The following is a 14,943-nucleotide window of genomic DNA, read 5'->3' as shown; positions in this document are numbered from 1 at the left end:
TTGGCCCTGCCCGCCCAGGCCGGACGTCACTACCGGCGTCGCGGGGCGACGGTCAGACTCCCTCCGGTAGCGTTTGGCGTACACCTGATTGTCTGTTTGAGGGGGACTGTGCGGTGCGAGTGACCGGAACCGGGCACGCCAGTATGCGGATCGACACGGCCGCGGGCAGCATCCTGTGCGACCCGTGGGTCAACCCGGCCTACTTCGCCTCCTGGTTTCCTTTCCCGGACAATTCCCTGCTCGACTGGGAGAGTCTGGGCCAGGTCGACTACCTGTACGTCTCCCACCTGCACCGGGACCACTTCGACGCGAAGCACCTGCGGGACTTCGTCTCCAAGGACGCCACCGTCCTGCTCCCCGAGTTCCCCACCTCGGAGATGGAGGACGAGTTCCGGGCGCTGGGCTTCACGAAGTTCCTGAAGGCGCCCAACGAGCAGGTGGTGGAGCTGCCCGGCGGCCTGAAGATCATGATTCAGGCGCTGACCAGCCCGACCGACGGCCCGATCGGCGACTCGTCGCTCTGGGTGGAGTACGACGGGGTGCGGCTGCTCAACCAGAACGACGCCCGCCCGACCGACCTGAGCGTCTTCGCCGAGCTGGGGCACGTGCACGCGCACCTGCTGCAGTTCTCCGGGGCGATCTGGTATCCGATGGTCTACGAGCTGCCGCAGGCGGCGAAGACGGCGTTCGGCAAGCAGAAGCGCGACCGGCAGTTCGACCGGACGTGGCGCTACATCGACGACCTGAAGGCCGACCACGTCTTCCCGATCGCCGGCCCGCCGTGCTTCCTCGACGACGCGCTGTGGCAGTTCAACGACATCCACGGCGACGAGGGCAACATCTTCCCCGACCAGTCCGTCTTCCTGTCGGAGTACGCCAAGGTCGGCGGCACCAACGGGATCGTGCTGCTGCCGGGCAGCGTCGCGGAGGTCACCACCGAGGGCGCGAGCACCACCCACCCGGTGCCGGTGGACGAGTTCTTCGCGAACAAGGTCGCCCACCTGGAGGAGATGCGGGAGCGCAAGCGCCCCGTCATCGAGGCGGAGAAGGCGTCCTGGCGGCACCCCGAGGTGGACGTGCTCGGCGAGATGAAGCGCCGGATCGAGCCGCTGCTCGACGAGTCGATCTACCTGGCCAAGGGCGTGGGCGGTCCGGTGCGCTTCGATCTGGTGGGGTACGACGGCGAGAGCGTCGAGTCGATCGTGGTGGACTTCCCGGGCAAGGAGGTCCGGCCGTACGCCGACGAGAAGGTCCGCTACCGGTTCCGTACCGAGCGGTCGCTGATCGAGCACCTGCTCTTCATCGACGAGGTGGACTGGGTCAACTCGCTCTTCCTGTCCTGCCGGTTCTCGGCGGCCCGGATCGGCCAGTACAACGAGTTCGTCTACGCGTTCTTCAAGTGCCTGTCGGAGGAGCGTCTCCAGTACGCCGAGGGCTGGTACGACGAGCACGAGCGCAGCACCGACGCCGAGGACATCACGCTGGGCGACTGGGTGGTGCAGCGGCGCTGCCCGCACCTGAAGGCGGACCTGACCCGCTTCGGCATTGTCGAGGGTGACCAGCTCACCTGCCAGCTGCACGGCTGGCGCTTCGACCTGCCCAGCGGCCGCTGCCTGACCAGCGTGGGCCACAAGGTGCGCGCCCACCGCGTCGACGCGGAAACCCCCGCCCCGGCGGGCGAAGCCCTGAGCTGACCCTGCGGCGCTGCCCCTTCCGCACCGCGATCTTGCACTTTCTGCGGGTGCAAAGCACCGCAATCGCCCCAGAACGGCGACCGAAAGTGCAAGATCGCGGGGAGGGGTGCGCGACGAGAGCGGGGCGGGCGTGGCGGGGGCGGACGCGCGGGAGAGCGAGTACCGGTACGGACGCGGCCGGGAGAAGGCGCGTACCTCCTGCTGGTCGGCTACTACCTGATCGGCGGTCCGGGGGATCTCCGACCGTCGGCCGGCGCGACCGGGAACAGGGTCAGCGGCCCAGGTCGGTGAGGATGCGGCGGGCCGCGTTGTGGCCGGCGGCGCCGATCACGCTGCCGGCCGGGTGGCAGCCGGCGCTGCCCGCGTACACGCCGTCGATGCCGGTGGCGTACGGCATCCGGTCGGTGAACGAGACGGTGTTGTCGACGTGGTGGATGTGCCCGCCGGTGATGCCGAAGTGCGCCTCGATGCCCGGCGGGGGCAGCGGCACCGCGTCGGCGATCAGGTCGCCGGTGCCGGTGGCGTACCGCTCGACGATCTCGATGAGCCGGTCGACGTACCCGGGCAGCTCGGCGTCCCAGGTGGTGCCGGCCAGCTCGTAGGGGACCGACTGGACGAACAGCGCCGACGAGTGGTGCCCGGCGGGGTCGGAGAGCGACGGGTCGACGGTGGTGTGCAGGTACCACTCGATGGTGGGCTCCGCCGGCAGCCGCCCGGCCTGCACGTCGGCCCACATGCCGCGCAGCGCGGTCATCGGTGAGGTGGTGTCCCCACCGACCAGCGACGCGGAGCCGGGCAGCAGGTGGATGGTCGAGCCGAACGGGCTCGGTGTGCCCTCGGGCAGGCAGGAGAAGTGCGGCAGCCCGGTGAGCGCCAGGTTGAGCTTCAGGGTGGTGCCGGGGCGGCGGACCGCCGCCATCCGTTCGCCGAGCGGCGCCGGCAGCGCGCCGTCGGGCAACAGGTCCATCAGCCGGTACGGGTCACACGCGCCGAGCACCACCCGGGCGGCGACCTGCCGACCGTCGGCCAGCACGACGCCACTGGCCGCGCCGCCGTCGAGCGTCACCGCGCTCACCGGCGTACCCGTCAGGATGGTCGCACCGGCGGCGCGGGCGGCCTCGGCGAACGTGCGCGAGACCGTGCCCATGCCGCCCTCGGCGATCATCCAGGTGCCGCCGGAGCCGGGCAGCCGGCACATGTTGTGCACGAGGAAGTTGTGGCCGGTGCCGGGGTCGTCCGGGCCGGCGTTGAGCCCGGACAGCCCGTCGGTGACGGCGTACATGCTGACCAGCAGCTCGGAGCGGAACTCGAACCGGGCCAGGTAGTCGGCCACCGAGCCCTGGACGAGGTCGACGAAGACCTGCCGCAACGCCGGACGGACGTACCGCTCGGCGGTCTCCTGGACGGTCAGCGGCTCGGCCAGCCAGGCCGGGGCGAGATCCTCGCGCAGCGCGGCCAGCTCGGCCTGCATGGCGTCGTCGGCGGCCACGTCGGCGGGGGAGAAGAACTCGGCGAGCTGTGCCCGGGTCGCGGTGGTGTCGCTGCCGAAGAGCAGGTACGGCGAGCCGAGGCCGCCCGGCGTGGGCAGGAAGTAGTGCGGGTCGCGGCGCAGCACCGGGATCCGTACGTCGAGGGTGGCGAGCAGCTCCGGCGGCATCAGCCCGAGCAGGTACGAGCCGGTGGAGTGGCGCAGCCCCGGCACCTTCGGGAACGGGTTCTCGGTGCGGGTCGCGCCGCCGAGCACGTCGGCGGCCTCCAGGACGAGGACGTCCAGGCCGGCACGCGCCAGCAGGACCGCGGAGACCAGGCCGTTGTGCCCGGCACCGACGATCACGACGTCGGCGCGGGCCGGAATCTCACCACTCATGCCGCCGCAGCCTAGTCCACCCACCCACCCTCGTGGTGATCAAGAGGTTTGCGTCATCAGACGCCGTCCGGTTGACGCAAACCTCTTGATCAAGAGTGCGGAGCGGGGAGGTGGAGGGTGAAGGTGGAGCCTCGGGTGGGTTCGCTGGTTGCCGTCACCGTGCCCTGGTGGGCCTCGGCGAGCTTGCGGACGATCGCCAGGCCCAGGCCGCTGCCACCGGTCTGCCGACTGCGGGACTTCTCCGCCCGCCAGAAGCGGTCGAACACCCGGGGCAGGTCCGTGGCGCTGATGCCGCTGCCCGTGTCGGCGACGGCGATGGTCACCTCGCCGTCCGCCGTCCGGGCGTCGATCGTCACGCTGCCGCCCGCGGGGGTGTGGCGTACCGCGTTGGCGACCAGGTTGCCGACGGCCTGGCGCAGCCGTACCGGGTCGGCGTACACCTGCGGGTCGGCGTCGACCCGCAGGGCGAGCGTGACACCGGCACGGTCGGCCTGGACGCGGTGCGCCTCCGCCACCTGGGGGAGCAGGTCGGCGAGGTAGACCTGTTCGGGGTGCAGCCGCAGGGCACCGGCGTCCGCCTGGGCGAGGTCCTGCAGGTCGGCGATCACGTGTTGGAGCAGCGTCGCCTCCTCCAGCAGCGAGGACACCAACCTCTGGTCCAGGACGGCGACGCCGTCCTCGGCGGCCTCCAACCAGCCCCGGATGTTGGTGACCGGGGTACGCATCTCGTGGGCGATGTCGCTGACCATCGCCCGGCGTAGCTGTTCCAGGCGTTCGCGCCGCTCGGACATGTCGTTGAACGCCTCGGCCAGCCGGGCGATCTCGTCCCGGCCGGTGACCCGGACGCGGGCGGATCCGTCGCCGTCGCGCATCCGTTGCGCCGCCCCGGTCAGCGCGTGCAGCGGCCGGGTCAGCCGGATGCCGGCGAGCACGGTGACCCCGACGCTGACCAGCAGGACGAGGCCGGCGACCGCCGCGATGCGGATCTGGTTGGCCCGGGACAGGTCGAAGGTCGTGGTGGGGTGACCAGCAGGATCGCTGACGAACAGGGTCGCCGCCGGGGCGACGTAGGCAAGGAGCTGTTCCCGCCGGCTGGTGCCCACGCAGGCGTTGGCCGCGCGGCTGTGATCCTGGGCGGCCGCGGTGAGGTCCGGCTCGGTGTACCGTTCGGGGCGGGGCCTCGTCGTCCAGGTCCAGTCCAGGGCGACGTTCACGGGCGTCAGTTTGCGCCGGGCCAGGCAGGTGTTCACCAGCGCGTTCAGCTGTGCCAGCGCCTTGCGTTCGGTGGCTGTCGGGGCTGCCAGCTCCTCGCGTGCCAGGTCGCAGCGCGCTGAGTCGCTGTCGTTGAGGTCGGTGCCGGGGGTGTTGAGCCGGGGCCGGCCGGTGGGCCCCAGCTCGACGACAACCGCGATCCTGATCCGTACCCGCAGGCACAGGGCGGCCTGGTCCGCCCTGTCGCGCAGCGTCCGGCGCTCGTCGGGTGGGAGCAGGTACGGGCCGGAGGCGCGGGGGTCGATACGCGCGGCGTCGACGGCCGTGCCGGATCCCAGGACCAGGGCGGTGTCGACGGCGAGCGCGTCGACGGTCGCGGACGGCTTCGACGGCAGCGGACCCGCCTCGGGTGCCGAGTCGGCCACCGGCGTGCCGGATTCGGTGGTCAGGGTGATGCGCCGGCCGACCTGCGCGGCGAGCGGTCGCAGGGTCGCGTCGACGCCGTCCCAGGTGGGGTGGGTCGCCGCGTAGCCGACCAGCGTGTCGTAGATGCGGGCGTCGTCGGCGAGCGCCTGCCCCTGTTCCTGCCGGATCGCCCCGGTCGTGGTCCGTACCGCCAGCCAGGCGGTCGCCGCGATCGAGCCGACGGCGATGAGGACGGCCAGCACCAGCAGCCGGAGCAGCAGGCTGCGGTGCAGCGGCACCTCACGCCGCATGGGAGCTCTCCTCGGTGAGCTTGTAGCCGACGCCGTACACCGTCACCAGTCGGGTCGGCTTGCGCGGGTTCGCCTCGATCTTGCGGCGCAGGTTCATGACGTGGACGTCGACGGTCCGGCCGGTGATGTACCGGTCGAACCCGTGCAGGTAGCCGAGAAGCTGGTCGCGGGTGAAGGCCCGTCCGGGTTGGGCGGCCATCGCCTGCAGCAGCTGGAACTCGCCCGGTGTGCAGTCGACGGGTCGTCCGTCGGCGCGTACCTCGTGGCGGACCGGGTCGACGTGCAGGGCACCGACGCGCAGCACCGGATCGGCCAGCCGCGCCGTCCGCTGTCCCCGCCGCAGCAGTGTCCGCACCCGGGCCACCAGTTCGCGAGGGCTGTACGGCTTCGTCATGTAGTCGTCGGCGCCCAGGTCCAGGCCGAGCAGCAGGTCGTCCTCGGTCGACCGGGCGGTCAGCATGAGCACCGGCAGGTCGGACTCGCGGCGCAGGATGCGGCAGACGTCCAGGCCGTCGACCTTCGGCATCATCACGTCGAGGATCAGCAGATCCGGTGAACGTTGGCGGATCTGCTCCAGGGCGGCCCGCCCGTCGCCGACGACGACCACGGTGTGCCCCTCGCGTTCCAGGTAGCGGCGGGCCAACTCGGCCTGCTTCTCGTCGTCCTCGGCCACCAGCACCCGCGCACCCACGGCAGCGACTGTACGTTGCCGAGCCGCCCGCTGGCGGTGCCGCTGAGCTGGGGCTACCGGATGAGCACCAATCTCTGACAGGTCTCTGACAAGTGCTCGTGATGCTGCTCGGCATGACGAAGGCACCACAACGACTCGGGCTCGTCGTGCTCACCCTGCTCGCCGCCGTCCTCAGCGGCTGTGGCGGTGCGACATCCGACGCCGACGCCGACGCCGACGCCGGCAGCACGGCCGATGTCGCCTCCCTCGCCACGGCATCCGTCGCGCCGAGCGCGTCCGCCTCCGGTGCGGCCGCGACCGGCCGCCCCCAGTTGCGTCTGGACATGACCGACGACGAGACGAACCGGCTCTGGAACACCTACAACATCTGCCTGCGGGACAACGGGGTGAAGGAGAACAAGGTCCGCATGGAGGCAGCGGCCGCCGAGGGGCGCAACGTGATCTCCCTGGACCAGAGCGGCGAGCCGAAGGCGGCGTACGTGGCGTGCGCCAACAAGCTGCCGCTCCAGCCACCGGAGCTGGACGAGGAGAGGAACCCGAACTACGTGAGCCAGTGGAACGACTACGTGCAGTGTCTGCGCGGCCGCGGCATGAAGATCCACGCGTTACCGGACGGCTCCGGCTGGACGTACGACGACGGAGTTGCCGACCCGACGGGCGGCCTTGACGCTCCGGCGATGGAAAAGGCCGAGAAGGAGTGCACGATGGAGGCGTTCGGTGGCAAGTAGGCCGAGCCGACGGACGGCGATCGTGGTGGCGCTCGTGACCGTGGTGGTCGCCGTCGGCGCGGGTGTCGGCGTGCTGGCCCTGCGGCGTGATGGCGCCGACGACACGGCGAGCGCCCCGCCGCCGGTGACGACGACGAAGGTGACCCGCACCGACCTGTCGGACAGCCGGTCCCTGGACGGGACGCTCGGCTTCGGCCCGGAGCGGGTGGTCAAGGGGATGGGCGAGGGGATCGTCACCCGGCTGCCGAAGGTGGGCGACACGGTGGCCCGGGGCAAGCCGCTGTACTGGGTCAACGACCGTCCGGTGCCGGTGCTGTTCGGCGACACCCCGCTCTTTCGTACCCTCGACAAGCCCGGCCTGGTGGGCAGCGACGTGCGGATCGTGTGGGACAACCTGAAGGCGCTCGGGTACGCCACCGGTACGCAGCCGACTCGGGCCAAGGACGGCACGAAGATCGACCCGGGTCGGGCTCTGCTCACCGACGCGCTCGTGGCCGCTATCAAGAAGTGGCAGCAGGCGCTCGACCTGGAACCCACCGGCCGGATCGAGGTCGGGCGGGCCGTGGTGCTGTCCGGGCCGGTCCGGGTCAGCGCGGTGAAGGCCCTGCCCGGTGACCCGGTCGCCGGTGAGCTGGTTGCCGTCACCGAGAAGACCAAGCTGGTGACCGTCGCGGTGGAGGCGACCGAGGTCGCCACCATCCGGGTGGGCGCCGCCGTGGCGGTCACCCTGCCGGACAGCTCCGAGATCCCCGGCCGGGTAGCCTCGATCTCGCACACCGTCCAGGGTGGCGGCCCGGACGCGGGAGCCGGCCAGGACGGTCCACCCAAGGTGGACGTCCTCGTCACACCGGTCAAGGCGGCGGACGTGGCGAAGCTGGACGCGGCGTCGGTCCAGGTCACGTTCACCACGAGCACCCGCAAGAACGTGCTGACCGTGCCGGTCGGCGCGCTGGTGGCGCTCCGCGAGGGTGGTCACGCCCTCCAACTGCCCGACGGCGGGTTGCTGGCCGTGGAGACCGGGATGTTCTCCCGCGGTCTCGTCGAGGTCAGCGGTGCCGGCGTCACCGAGGGCCTCCAGGTGGTGACGGCCGCGTGAGCACCGCGATCCCCACCCGCGCCGGGGACGCGCCGACCGAGGTCATCCCGGTGTACGCGGAACCGGTCCTCAGCCTCGACCGGGTGAGCCGGACGTACCCGGGCGGTGTCACCGCGCTGGACGACGTCTCGCTGACCGTCCGCGCCGGTGAACTGCTCGCCATCGTCGGACCGTCCGGTTCCGGCAAGTCGACCCTGCTCAACATCATGGGCACCCTCGACCTGCCCACCAGCGGGCACGTACGCGTCGCCGGGCAGGAGGTCACCGCCCTGTCCGACCGCCGGCTCTCCGCGCTGCGCGGCCGGTGGCTCGGCTTCGTGTTCCAGCAGTTCCACCTCGTCGGAGGGCTCGACGCCGCCGAGAACGTCGCCACCGGGCTGCTCTACGCCGGCGTACCCCGTCGTCGCCGGCGCCGTACGGCGATCGACGCGTTGGCGCGGGTCGGGCTGGCGCACCGGGTCGACCACCTGCCGCACCAACTCTCCGGTGGGGAGCGGCAGCGGGTGGCGATAGCGCGGGCGCTGGTCAACGACCCGGCGCTGGTGCTGGCCGACGAGCCGACCGGCGCCCTGGACACCGCCAACGGGGAGGCGGTGCTGGCTCTGCTGCTGGCGTTGCACGCGGAGGGCACCACCATCGCCGTCATCACCCACGATCGGGACCTCGCCGCCCGTACGCCCCGACAGGTGGACATCCGCGACGGGCGGATCGTCGCCGACACCGTTGACAGGAGCCGCGGATGAGCACGCCGACGTCGACAGCGAACCCTCGGCCACCCCGGCTCGCCCCGACCGACGTACTCCGGCTCGGTCTGCTCGGGCTCACCACCCGGCGGATGCGGGCGGTCCTCTCCGCCCTGGGCATCTCCATCGGCATCGCCACGATGATCGTGGTGGTGGGCATCCCGGCGTCCAGTCAGCGTGACCTGATGAATCAGCTCTCCGCCCTCGGCACGAATCTGCTGCGCGCCGAGCCGGTGCCGGATCGGGATCCGCCAGTGCTGCTGCCCGAGGAATCCGTTGCGATGGTGGACCGGATCGGGCCGGTCGAGACGGTGAGCGCCGTCGCGAACACGCACGTCGCGGTCCGCCGCAACGACCTGGTGGACAGGTACGACACGGCGGGGCTCGCCACGCTGGCCACGCGGCCGGACCTGCTGGACACGGTCAACGGCCGGGTTCGCACCGGCCGTTTCCTCGACGACGGCACGGCGAAGCTGCCGACCGCCGTCCTCGGTTACGTGGCCGCGAGCCGTCTCGGGTTCAGCACCGTGGACCCGGCCCAGCCGCCCCAGGTGCGCATCGCCGAGCGCTGGTTCACCGTGATCGGCGTACTGGAGCCGTTGCCCATCGCACCGGACCTCGACCGGTCGGTGCTGGTCGGTTGGGACGCCGCCCGGGACCTGCTCGGCTTCGACGGTCACCCCACGGTGGTGTACGTGCGGGCCCGCGAGGACGCGTTGGAGAACGTCCGCGCGGTGCTGCCGGCCACGCTCAACCCGCAGCTGCCCGGCCTGGTCCAGGTCAGTCGCCCCTCCGACGCGCTCGCCGCGAAACGGGCCACCGAGAGCACGTTCTCCGCGCTGTTTCTCGGGTTGGCGGCGGTGGCGCTGCTGGTGGGTGGGATCGGGGTGGCCAACACGATGGTCATCTCGGTGCTGGAGCGCCGTCGGGAGATCGGCCTGCGTCGGGCGCTCGGCGCGAACCGTGGCCAGATCCGGGTGCAGTTCCTCACCGAGTCGGTGCTGCTGTCCGTGCTCGGTGGTGCGGCCGGTGCGCTGCTCGGGCTGCTCGCGACGACCGGCTACGCCAGTTATCAGGGCTGGCCCCCGACCATCCCGGTGACCTCGGTGGTCGGCGGGATCGGCGGCGCCCTGCTGGTGGGCATGGCCGCCGGGGTGTACCCGTCGATCCGCGCGGCCCGCCTGACCCCCACCGAAGCCCTCGCCACCCCCTGATCATCCCGGGGAGCGGTGTGCGCGCCAGCGGGAGAGGGCCAGGGTCGCGGAGTAGCCCGCGAGGACGATCACGTGGAACAGGTACAGCCACAGGAGGACGGCCACACCGGCGCCGATGTCGTCGAAGCCGCCGAAGGGCACCCCCAAATCCAGGGGGAACGAGGCGAAGAGCACGAATCCGTGCAGGAAGCCGGAGAGGTTCGCGGCCGTGAACGACCCGATCCCGAGGGTGGAGAGCCAGTCCGGCGATGCCGGCCCGACCACCCGGAACACCCACACCAGCACCGGAGTGAGCACCAGCCAGACCGCCAGGAACGACAGCACCACCCCGAGCACGCCGACCCAGCCGCCCTGCCGCACGAGGCGGGTGGTGAGCGGCAGCGCCAGCAGGATCGACAGTAGTAACGCGGGAGCCGGCGCGAGCAGCGGCAGCAGCAGCAGCCGCCCTCGCCAGCCCACCAGGTGCTCGTCGGTGCGGGGTGCCGCCACCGAGACGAACGCCCGGCGCAGGCCCTCGCCGTACAGCGACGCGGGCAGGACCGAGGCCAGGGCCAGCAGCGGGGTCAGCTCCACCCCGGCGTCGACCAGTGCCTCCACCGCCCGGGGCGCGCCGATCGCGGTGGGCAGCGCCTCCACGGCGTACGAGGTGAGCCGGCGTACCCGCTCGGCCCCGGCGATCAGCGAGGTGAGCCAGATCGCCAGCAGGGCGACCGGCACCACCGCGATCGCCCCGTAGAAGGTGATCGCGGCGGCGTGCAGCGACAGGTCTCGTCCGCGCACCGGGCGGAACGCGGCGCTGGTGATCCGCTTCGCCCGCTGCCATCCGCTGCCCATCGTGGTCCCTTTCCCCGTCGCCGTGTCCGTCACTCCTTAAGATCGCCGGTCATGACTGGTCTCACCACCGAACGCCTGATCCTGCGTGATTGGACCGCCGACCCGGCTGATCTGACCCGGATCTACGACATCTACTCCCGCCCGGAGGTCACCCGCTGGTTGGGAGTTCCCGGCCTGCCGATGACCGACTCGAGCCAGGCCGCCGAGCGGCTGCGCGTGTGGCAGGAGCGGCACGCCGCCGACCACGGCCGGTACGGCACCTGGGCGATCGAGGTACGCGACACCGGCCGGGTGGTAGGCACGGCGCTGCTCAAGCCGCTGCCGGGTCGCGATGAGAAACGGCGTACCGAGGACATCGAGGTGGGTTGGCACCTGCACCCGGACTCGTGGGGTCACGGGTACGCCACCGAGGCGGCGCGGACGCTCGTCGCACGGGAGTTCGCCGCCGGCACCCCGGAGATCTACGCGGTCGTCTCGCCCGGCAACGACGCGTCGATGGCGGTGTGCCGGCGACTCGGCATGGCCCACGTGGGCCGGCGCAGCGACTGGTACGGCGGCGAGGAGCTGGAGACGTTCGTCCTGGCGGCGCGGTCCGGAGCCCCGGACTCCGTAGAGCCGTATACCTCAAAGTCATAAATATGACTCTGAGGTATAGCGCTCGCGTAAGTGGCCGCCCCGAGTTGTCGTTCGGTCATTCACGATGGTCGTTTCACCACTGGCCTGGCGCAATCTTTCGGAGCAGAATGCGGACCAAGGGACGAGGTGTCTTACGCGACGACAGTCAGGGACGGACCGTGCGGCGCGGTCTACCTTGACAAGACCCACGAGATTGCGATCTACGAAGACGCCTGGCGCTCCCTCGGCGAGCGGGCGCTGAGCTCGGCCGTACGCAGCGATTGGCAGGAGCACCGGCTTATCGATCAGGACCAGTGCGGCTGACGTTCGAGGCTGAGACAGCCGTAGCGCAACAACGGGCCCGAGTGAAGAGCTGCTCAAGCCCGTTGTTGCGCGTTGGCGCGACGCGGTGGCTCAGCCGAAGGACTTGACCCCACGCCAGTCGTCGCCCAGGACGACCTTCACCGGACCACCCGTGTTCGTGGTGGACGGGTGGTAGATCCGCATCATGCCGTCCGTGCCGGAGCGGGTCCAGAAATCAGGAACCCGGTCCCCATTCACGTCCGGGATGCTGATCATCGCGCTGATGTTGGCCTCCGACCATCCCGTGCCGTACGAGACGTCGCCGCTGCGGGAGGCGGCGGCCGACTTGAGCGAATCCAGGTTCACGCTGCCCGAGGTCGAGCCGGGCTTGCCGTGCCGGACGTACATGTTGCCGTTGTCCAGGTTCCGCCAGAGCATGTCCGGCGTGCCGTCGAGGTCGATGTCGGCCACGTTGACGACCTCCCGTCGGGCCCAGGCGGTGCCCTCCATCAGGGTCGCCTCCTGGAAGCTCGCGCCCGTGTAGCCGCTCAGCGTCCAGAAGGCGGTCCCCGCTCGCAGAATCAGGTCCGGGAGCTTGTCGCCGGTGATGTCGCCGACCGCCTTGATCTGGGTCCAGGTGTCCGGAGCGGGTATGGGGGTTCCGCCGACTCCGGTGGCCGGTAGGAGGACCCGCAGCCGGCGGTCGACGTCGAAGGTGCCGTACCCGTCACCGGGGTAGAGCCAGAAGCCGCCGTCCGGGGTGCGGGCGAACATGTCGGTCGTGCCGTCGCCCGGGTAGGTGTCGGAGTGCTTGGTGACCAGGGCAGCCTTGCCGGTGCCCGGGTCGAACCAGTGACCGGTCGGGTTCAGCTTGTCTCCGGCGTACGAGCCGACGAGCCACGCGTACAGTTCGCCACCCGTGTCGCCGGCATAGTTGCGCAGGTTGCCCGAGGAGTCCACCAGGAGCAGGTCGGGTATCCCGTCGCCGCCGGTGTCACCAGGGCCGTCAGCGGTCGAGCGGGGCGGCAGGTAGAAGGTGTAGTCGGTGCGGGCGCTGCGGTTGCCGACCGCGTCGTACGCGTAAACGTGCAGGGTGGTGGGACCGGCGTGCCGGGGTGCCAGGTTGGGCACGGTGGCGGTGCCGGCGGTGGCCGGCACGCTCACCGTGCCGATGCTCTCGAACGAGTAGGTGAAGCTCGTGGCGCCGGAGGCGGCGAACGTGATGGGGCCGGTCTCGCCGAACGTGACCGTCGCCCACGTCGCGCCGTCGGGGGTGGCCTCCTTGAAGACGTCGCTGGTGACGTCCGGTGCTGGGGGTGCCGACGCGTCGATGGTGAGGCGGCAGGGCTCGCTGCCGGGTGGGAAGAACGACGACGAGGCGCCCGCCGCGTCTTCGGCGCTCACCTCCCACGAGTAGACCGCCTTGTCCTCCAGGTTGCCGGCGGGGATCGTCAGCGTCGCCTTGCCGGCGCTCGTGGTGGTGACGACGGTGCCCGCCGGAACGGCCGTGCCGTTCTTCCAGAAGCGGAAGCGCAGGCTCTTGAGGTTGCCGTCGGCGTCGGAGGAGGACGCGGACAGGACGATGTTGGTCTTCGCCACCATCACGCCTCCGCCGGTGCCGGGCACACAGGCGCCACCGGGTGAGGTGGTGCCGCCCGTCGGCTCGTTGGGCGGCCGGTTGTAGGTGACGCTCAGCTCCGCGGAGGTGACCTTGAACTTGCGCCAGGTGAAGGTGTCGGACTCGCTGCTGGCGCGCATGCCGAAAGTCAGGTTCGACCAGCCACCGTTGGCGGCGTCCTGGGCGCCCTTCTTTACGTCGAAGCTCACGTAGTCGTCGGTGCAGTTGCTGCCGTAGCCGTAGGCGAAGGAACGCCTCGACTGTTCCTCCTTCCAGGCCGGCTGCTTGTTCCAGGTCGAGCCGCTGGAGATGGAACCGGTGAGCCAGAGCTGCATCTCCCTGGCGCTGCAGCTCCACGAGTGGTTGTTCAGCACCTTGAAGCTCGCCGAGGTGACCGTCGCACCCTTCATCCCGGCGTCGTAGCCCATCCGCCAGAAGGAGCGGGTTCGCAGCGGCGAGTCCTCCTCGTAGCCCACTCGGGCGTCAGTGGTTCCGGAGTTGTAGTTGGTGCCGTTGTAGGTGTTGCCGTTGGGATATTGCGAGTAGACGGTGGCCCACGCCAGCTTGCCGCTGATCAGGGTCGGGTCCAGGAAGATGGGGAAGAGCACGTCCGCGCCGGTGAGCAGCCCGGTGGCGGCGGCGTCGAGGTGCAGTCGTACGTTGCCGGTGCCGTCACCGTCGAGTCGGGTGGGGATCTGGGCCTGGCGGGCGCCGGGCTCGCTGCCGACGAGGCCGGACAGCGCCAGCACGTCGGAGGGCGTGGCGACGGCGGTGCGGGGTCCGGCCTCCGGAGCCTCGGGATCCCGTCCGGCGGAGTCCCACGCGAAGGGGCTGGGGATCGAGCTGACCTCCTCGCCGCTGACCTTGTCCAGGGCGAGGACGCCGCCGGTCGTCGCGTCCCGACGGAAGACCACTGTGTCGGAGCGCAGGCCGTAGGTGAGGGAGCGGACGGCCTGGATCGTGGCGGCCTCACGATTCTTGACGATCAGCAGCTGGCCGAAGCCGCCGTCGTCGCGTGCGACCATGAGCAGGTCCACGCCGGGGTGGACCTCGGGGTAGAGGGCGCGCGGGCCGTCCAGCACCGGCTTCGGCAGGCGACCGGGCCAGGTGTACGCGATGGTGTGACCCTCGACGTCCATTTCGGTCAGGATGCTCGCGGTGCCCTCGGACTGACCGGGGGCGCTGCCGCCGGAGAACCGCACGGGCGTGGCGGCGTTGACCGGACGGATGTCCAGCCCGCCGGTGGCGCTTCCGGCGCGGGTCAGCGTGTTGTCGACCGCCGCCCACTGTCCGGCGGTGTTCTTCGCCCGCTGCGGTACGGCGTGGATCGTCGTGCGCAGCTGCCCGCTCGGCATCGCCCAGGTGAGTGAGGTGGCGGTGGTGGCCGTGTCCACCAGCACGTCTTTGCCGATCTTCAGGGCGTCGGCCATGGCCGACGCCTCGTTGCGGGGTGCGGCCGGCACCGGCGCGAGGGCGGCGCGGCGCGGCTGGTCGCTCCGCGACAGCGGCAGCAGAGTCGCGACCAGTGCGGCCAGCAGGACGCCCAGGGTGAGAGTCAGCCTGGTGCGCGTACGCACGAACGGGCTGAGCAGGCGAGGCACGGTCACGGCGC

At 71.1% G+C, this 14,943-nt stretch carries 11 protein-coding genes and 1 pseudogene; 7 read left to right on the top strand and 5 right to left on the bottom strand.

Going from position 1 to position 14,943, the window contains the following annotated elements; translation table 11 throughout:
- The first annotated feature begins 113 nt into the window (after positions 1-113).
- Positions 114-1,694: a Rieske 2Fe-2S domain-containing protein gene (locus AB0H52_RS03280; RefSeq protein ID WP_151490289.1), complete on the top strand. Its 1,581-nt coding sequence runs from the start codon at positions 114-116 to the stop codon at positions 1,692-1,694.
- Positions 1,695-1,965: 271 nt separating this feature from the next.
- Here the strand turns inward: AB0H52_RS03280 and AB0H52_RS03275 are convergent, their stop codons facing one another.
- The 3 genes from AB0H52_RS03275 to AB0H52_RS03265 form a co-directional block, all read right to left on the bottom strand.
- Entirely contained in the window at positions 1,966-3,561 is a 1,596-nt protein-coding gene (locus AB0H52_RS03275; RefSeq protein ID WP_151490968.1) for an NAD(P)/FAD-dependent oxidoreductase, read from the bottom strand.
- Between the two features lie 89 nt (positions 3,562-3,650).
- A complete protein-coding gene (locus AB0H52_RS03270; RefSeq protein ID WP_357944943.1) occupies positions 3,651-5,489 on the bottom strand; it encodes a HAMP domain-containing sensor histidine kinase in 1,839 nt (612 codons plus the stop codon).
- Positions 5,479-6,180, bottom strand: coding sequence for a response regulator transcription factor (locus AB0H52_RS03265; protein WP_192580344.1), 702 nt, complete (start codon positions 6,178-6,180; stop codon positions 5,479-5,481). The genes AB0H52_RS03270 and AB0H52_RS03265 overlap by 11 nt, the downstream gene beginning before the upstream one ends.
- A 113-nt stretch (positions 6,181-6,293) precedes the next feature.
- Here AB0H52_RS03265 and AB0H52_RS03260 point away from each other — a divergent pair, with 113 nt between their 5' ends.
- From AB0H52_RS03260 to AB0H52_RS03245, 4 genes are read left to right on the top strand one after another with little or no spacing between them, the layout of a single operon-like run.
- A complete protein-coding gene (locus AB0H52_RS03260) occupies positions 6,294-6,908 on the top strand; it encodes a hypothetical protein (protein ID WP_151490966.1) in 615 nt (204 codons plus the stop codon).
- Positions 6,898-8,004, top strand: a complete 1,107-nt coding sequence (locus AB0H52_RS03255) for a peptidoglycan-binding domain-containing protein (protein ID WP_225854606.1) — start codon at positions 6,898-6,900, stop codon at positions 8,002-8,004. Before AB0H52_RS03260 ends, AB0H52_RS03255 begins: the two co-directional genes overlap by 11 nt.
- A 50-nt stretch (positions 8,005-8,054) precedes the next feature.
- Complete coding sequence (locus AB0H52_RS03250) at positions 8,055-8,747, top strand: ABC transporter ATP-binding protein (RefSeq protein ID WP_151490969.1); 693 nt, start codon at positions 8,055-8,057, stop codon at positions 8,745-8,747.
- Complete coding sequence (locus AB0H52_RS03245; protein WP_151490965.1) at positions 8,744-9,961, top strand: ABC transporter permease; 1,218 nt, start codon at positions 8,744-8,746, stop codon at positions 9,959-9,961. The genes AB0H52_RS03250 and AB0H52_RS03245 overlap by 4 nt, the downstream gene beginning before the upstream one ends.
- Here AB0H52_RS03245 and AB0H52_RS03240 read toward each other — a convergent pair whose 3' ends face one another.
- Complete coding sequence (locus AB0H52_RS03240; RefSeq protein WP_151490964.1) at positions 9,962-10,795, bottom strand: YhjD/YihY/BrkB family envelope integrity protein; 834 nt, start codon at positions 10,793-10,795, stop codon at positions 9,962-9,964.
- A gap of 51 nt (positions 10,796-10,846) precedes the next feature.
- Here AB0H52_RS03240 and AB0H52_RS03235 point away from each other — a divergent pair, with 51 nt between their 5' ends.
- Both AB0H52_RS03235 and AB0H52_RS03230 read left to right on the top strand, forming a co-directional pair.
- Positions 10,847-11,431 (top strand): GNAT family N-acetyltransferase, encoded by a 585-nt coding sequence (locus AB0H52_RS03235; protein ID WP_151490963.1) that lies wholly within the window; start codon positions 10,847-10,849, stop codon positions 11,429-11,431.
- Positions 11,432-11,581: 150 nt separating this feature from the next.
- Positions 11,582-11,668, top strand: a pseudogene (locus tag AB0H52_RS03230) (XRE family transcriptional regulator); the annotation flags it as partial.
- Positions 11,669-11,824: 156 nt separating this feature from the next.
- On the opposite strand, the gene AB0H52_RS03225 reads toward AB0H52_RS03230, so the two are convergent.
- Positions 11,825-14,938, bottom strand: a complete 3,114-nt coding sequence (locus AB0H52_RS03225; protein ID WP_151490962.1) for a DNRLRE domain-containing protein — start codon at positions 14,936-14,938, stop codon at positions 11,825-11,827.
- Positions 14,939-14,943 lie beyond the last annotated feature (5 nt).

Source organism: Micromonospora sp. NPDC050695 (assembly GCF_040654415.1).
Classification (GTDB): Bacteria; Actinomycetota; Actinomycetes; order Mycobacteriales; family Micromonosporaceae; genus Micromonospora.
This window is presented reverse-complemented; position numbering and strand designations above follow the sequence as displayed.

Excerpts from the sequence above, each read along its gene's own strand:
- AB0H52_RS03275 (WP_151490968.1), bottom strand. The coding sequence starts at position 3,561 with ATGAGTGGTGAGATTCCGGCCCGCGCCGACGTCGTGATCGTCGGTGCC.
- AB0H52_RS03270 (WP_357944943.1), bottom strand. The coding sequence starts at position 5,489 with ATGCGGCGTGAGGTGCCGCTGCACCGCAGCCTGCTGCTCCGGCTGCTG.
- AB0H52_RS03260 (WP_151490966.1), top strand. The coding sequence starts at position 6,294 with ATGACGAAGGCACCACAACGACTCGGGCTCGTCGTGCTCACCCTGCTC.
- AB0H52_RS03245 (WP_151490965.1), top strand. The coding sequence starts at position 8,744 with ATGAGCACGCCGACGTCGACAGCGAACCCTCGGCCACCCCGGCTCGCC.
- AB0H52_RS03240 (WP_151490964.1), bottom strand. The coding sequence starts at position 10,795 with ATGGGCAGCGGATGGCAGCGGGCGAAGCGGATCACCAGCGCCGCGTTC.
- AB0H52_RS03235 (WP_151490963.1), top strand. The coding sequence starts at position 10,847 with ATGACTGGTCTCACCACCGAACGCCTGATCCTGCGTGATTGGACCGCC.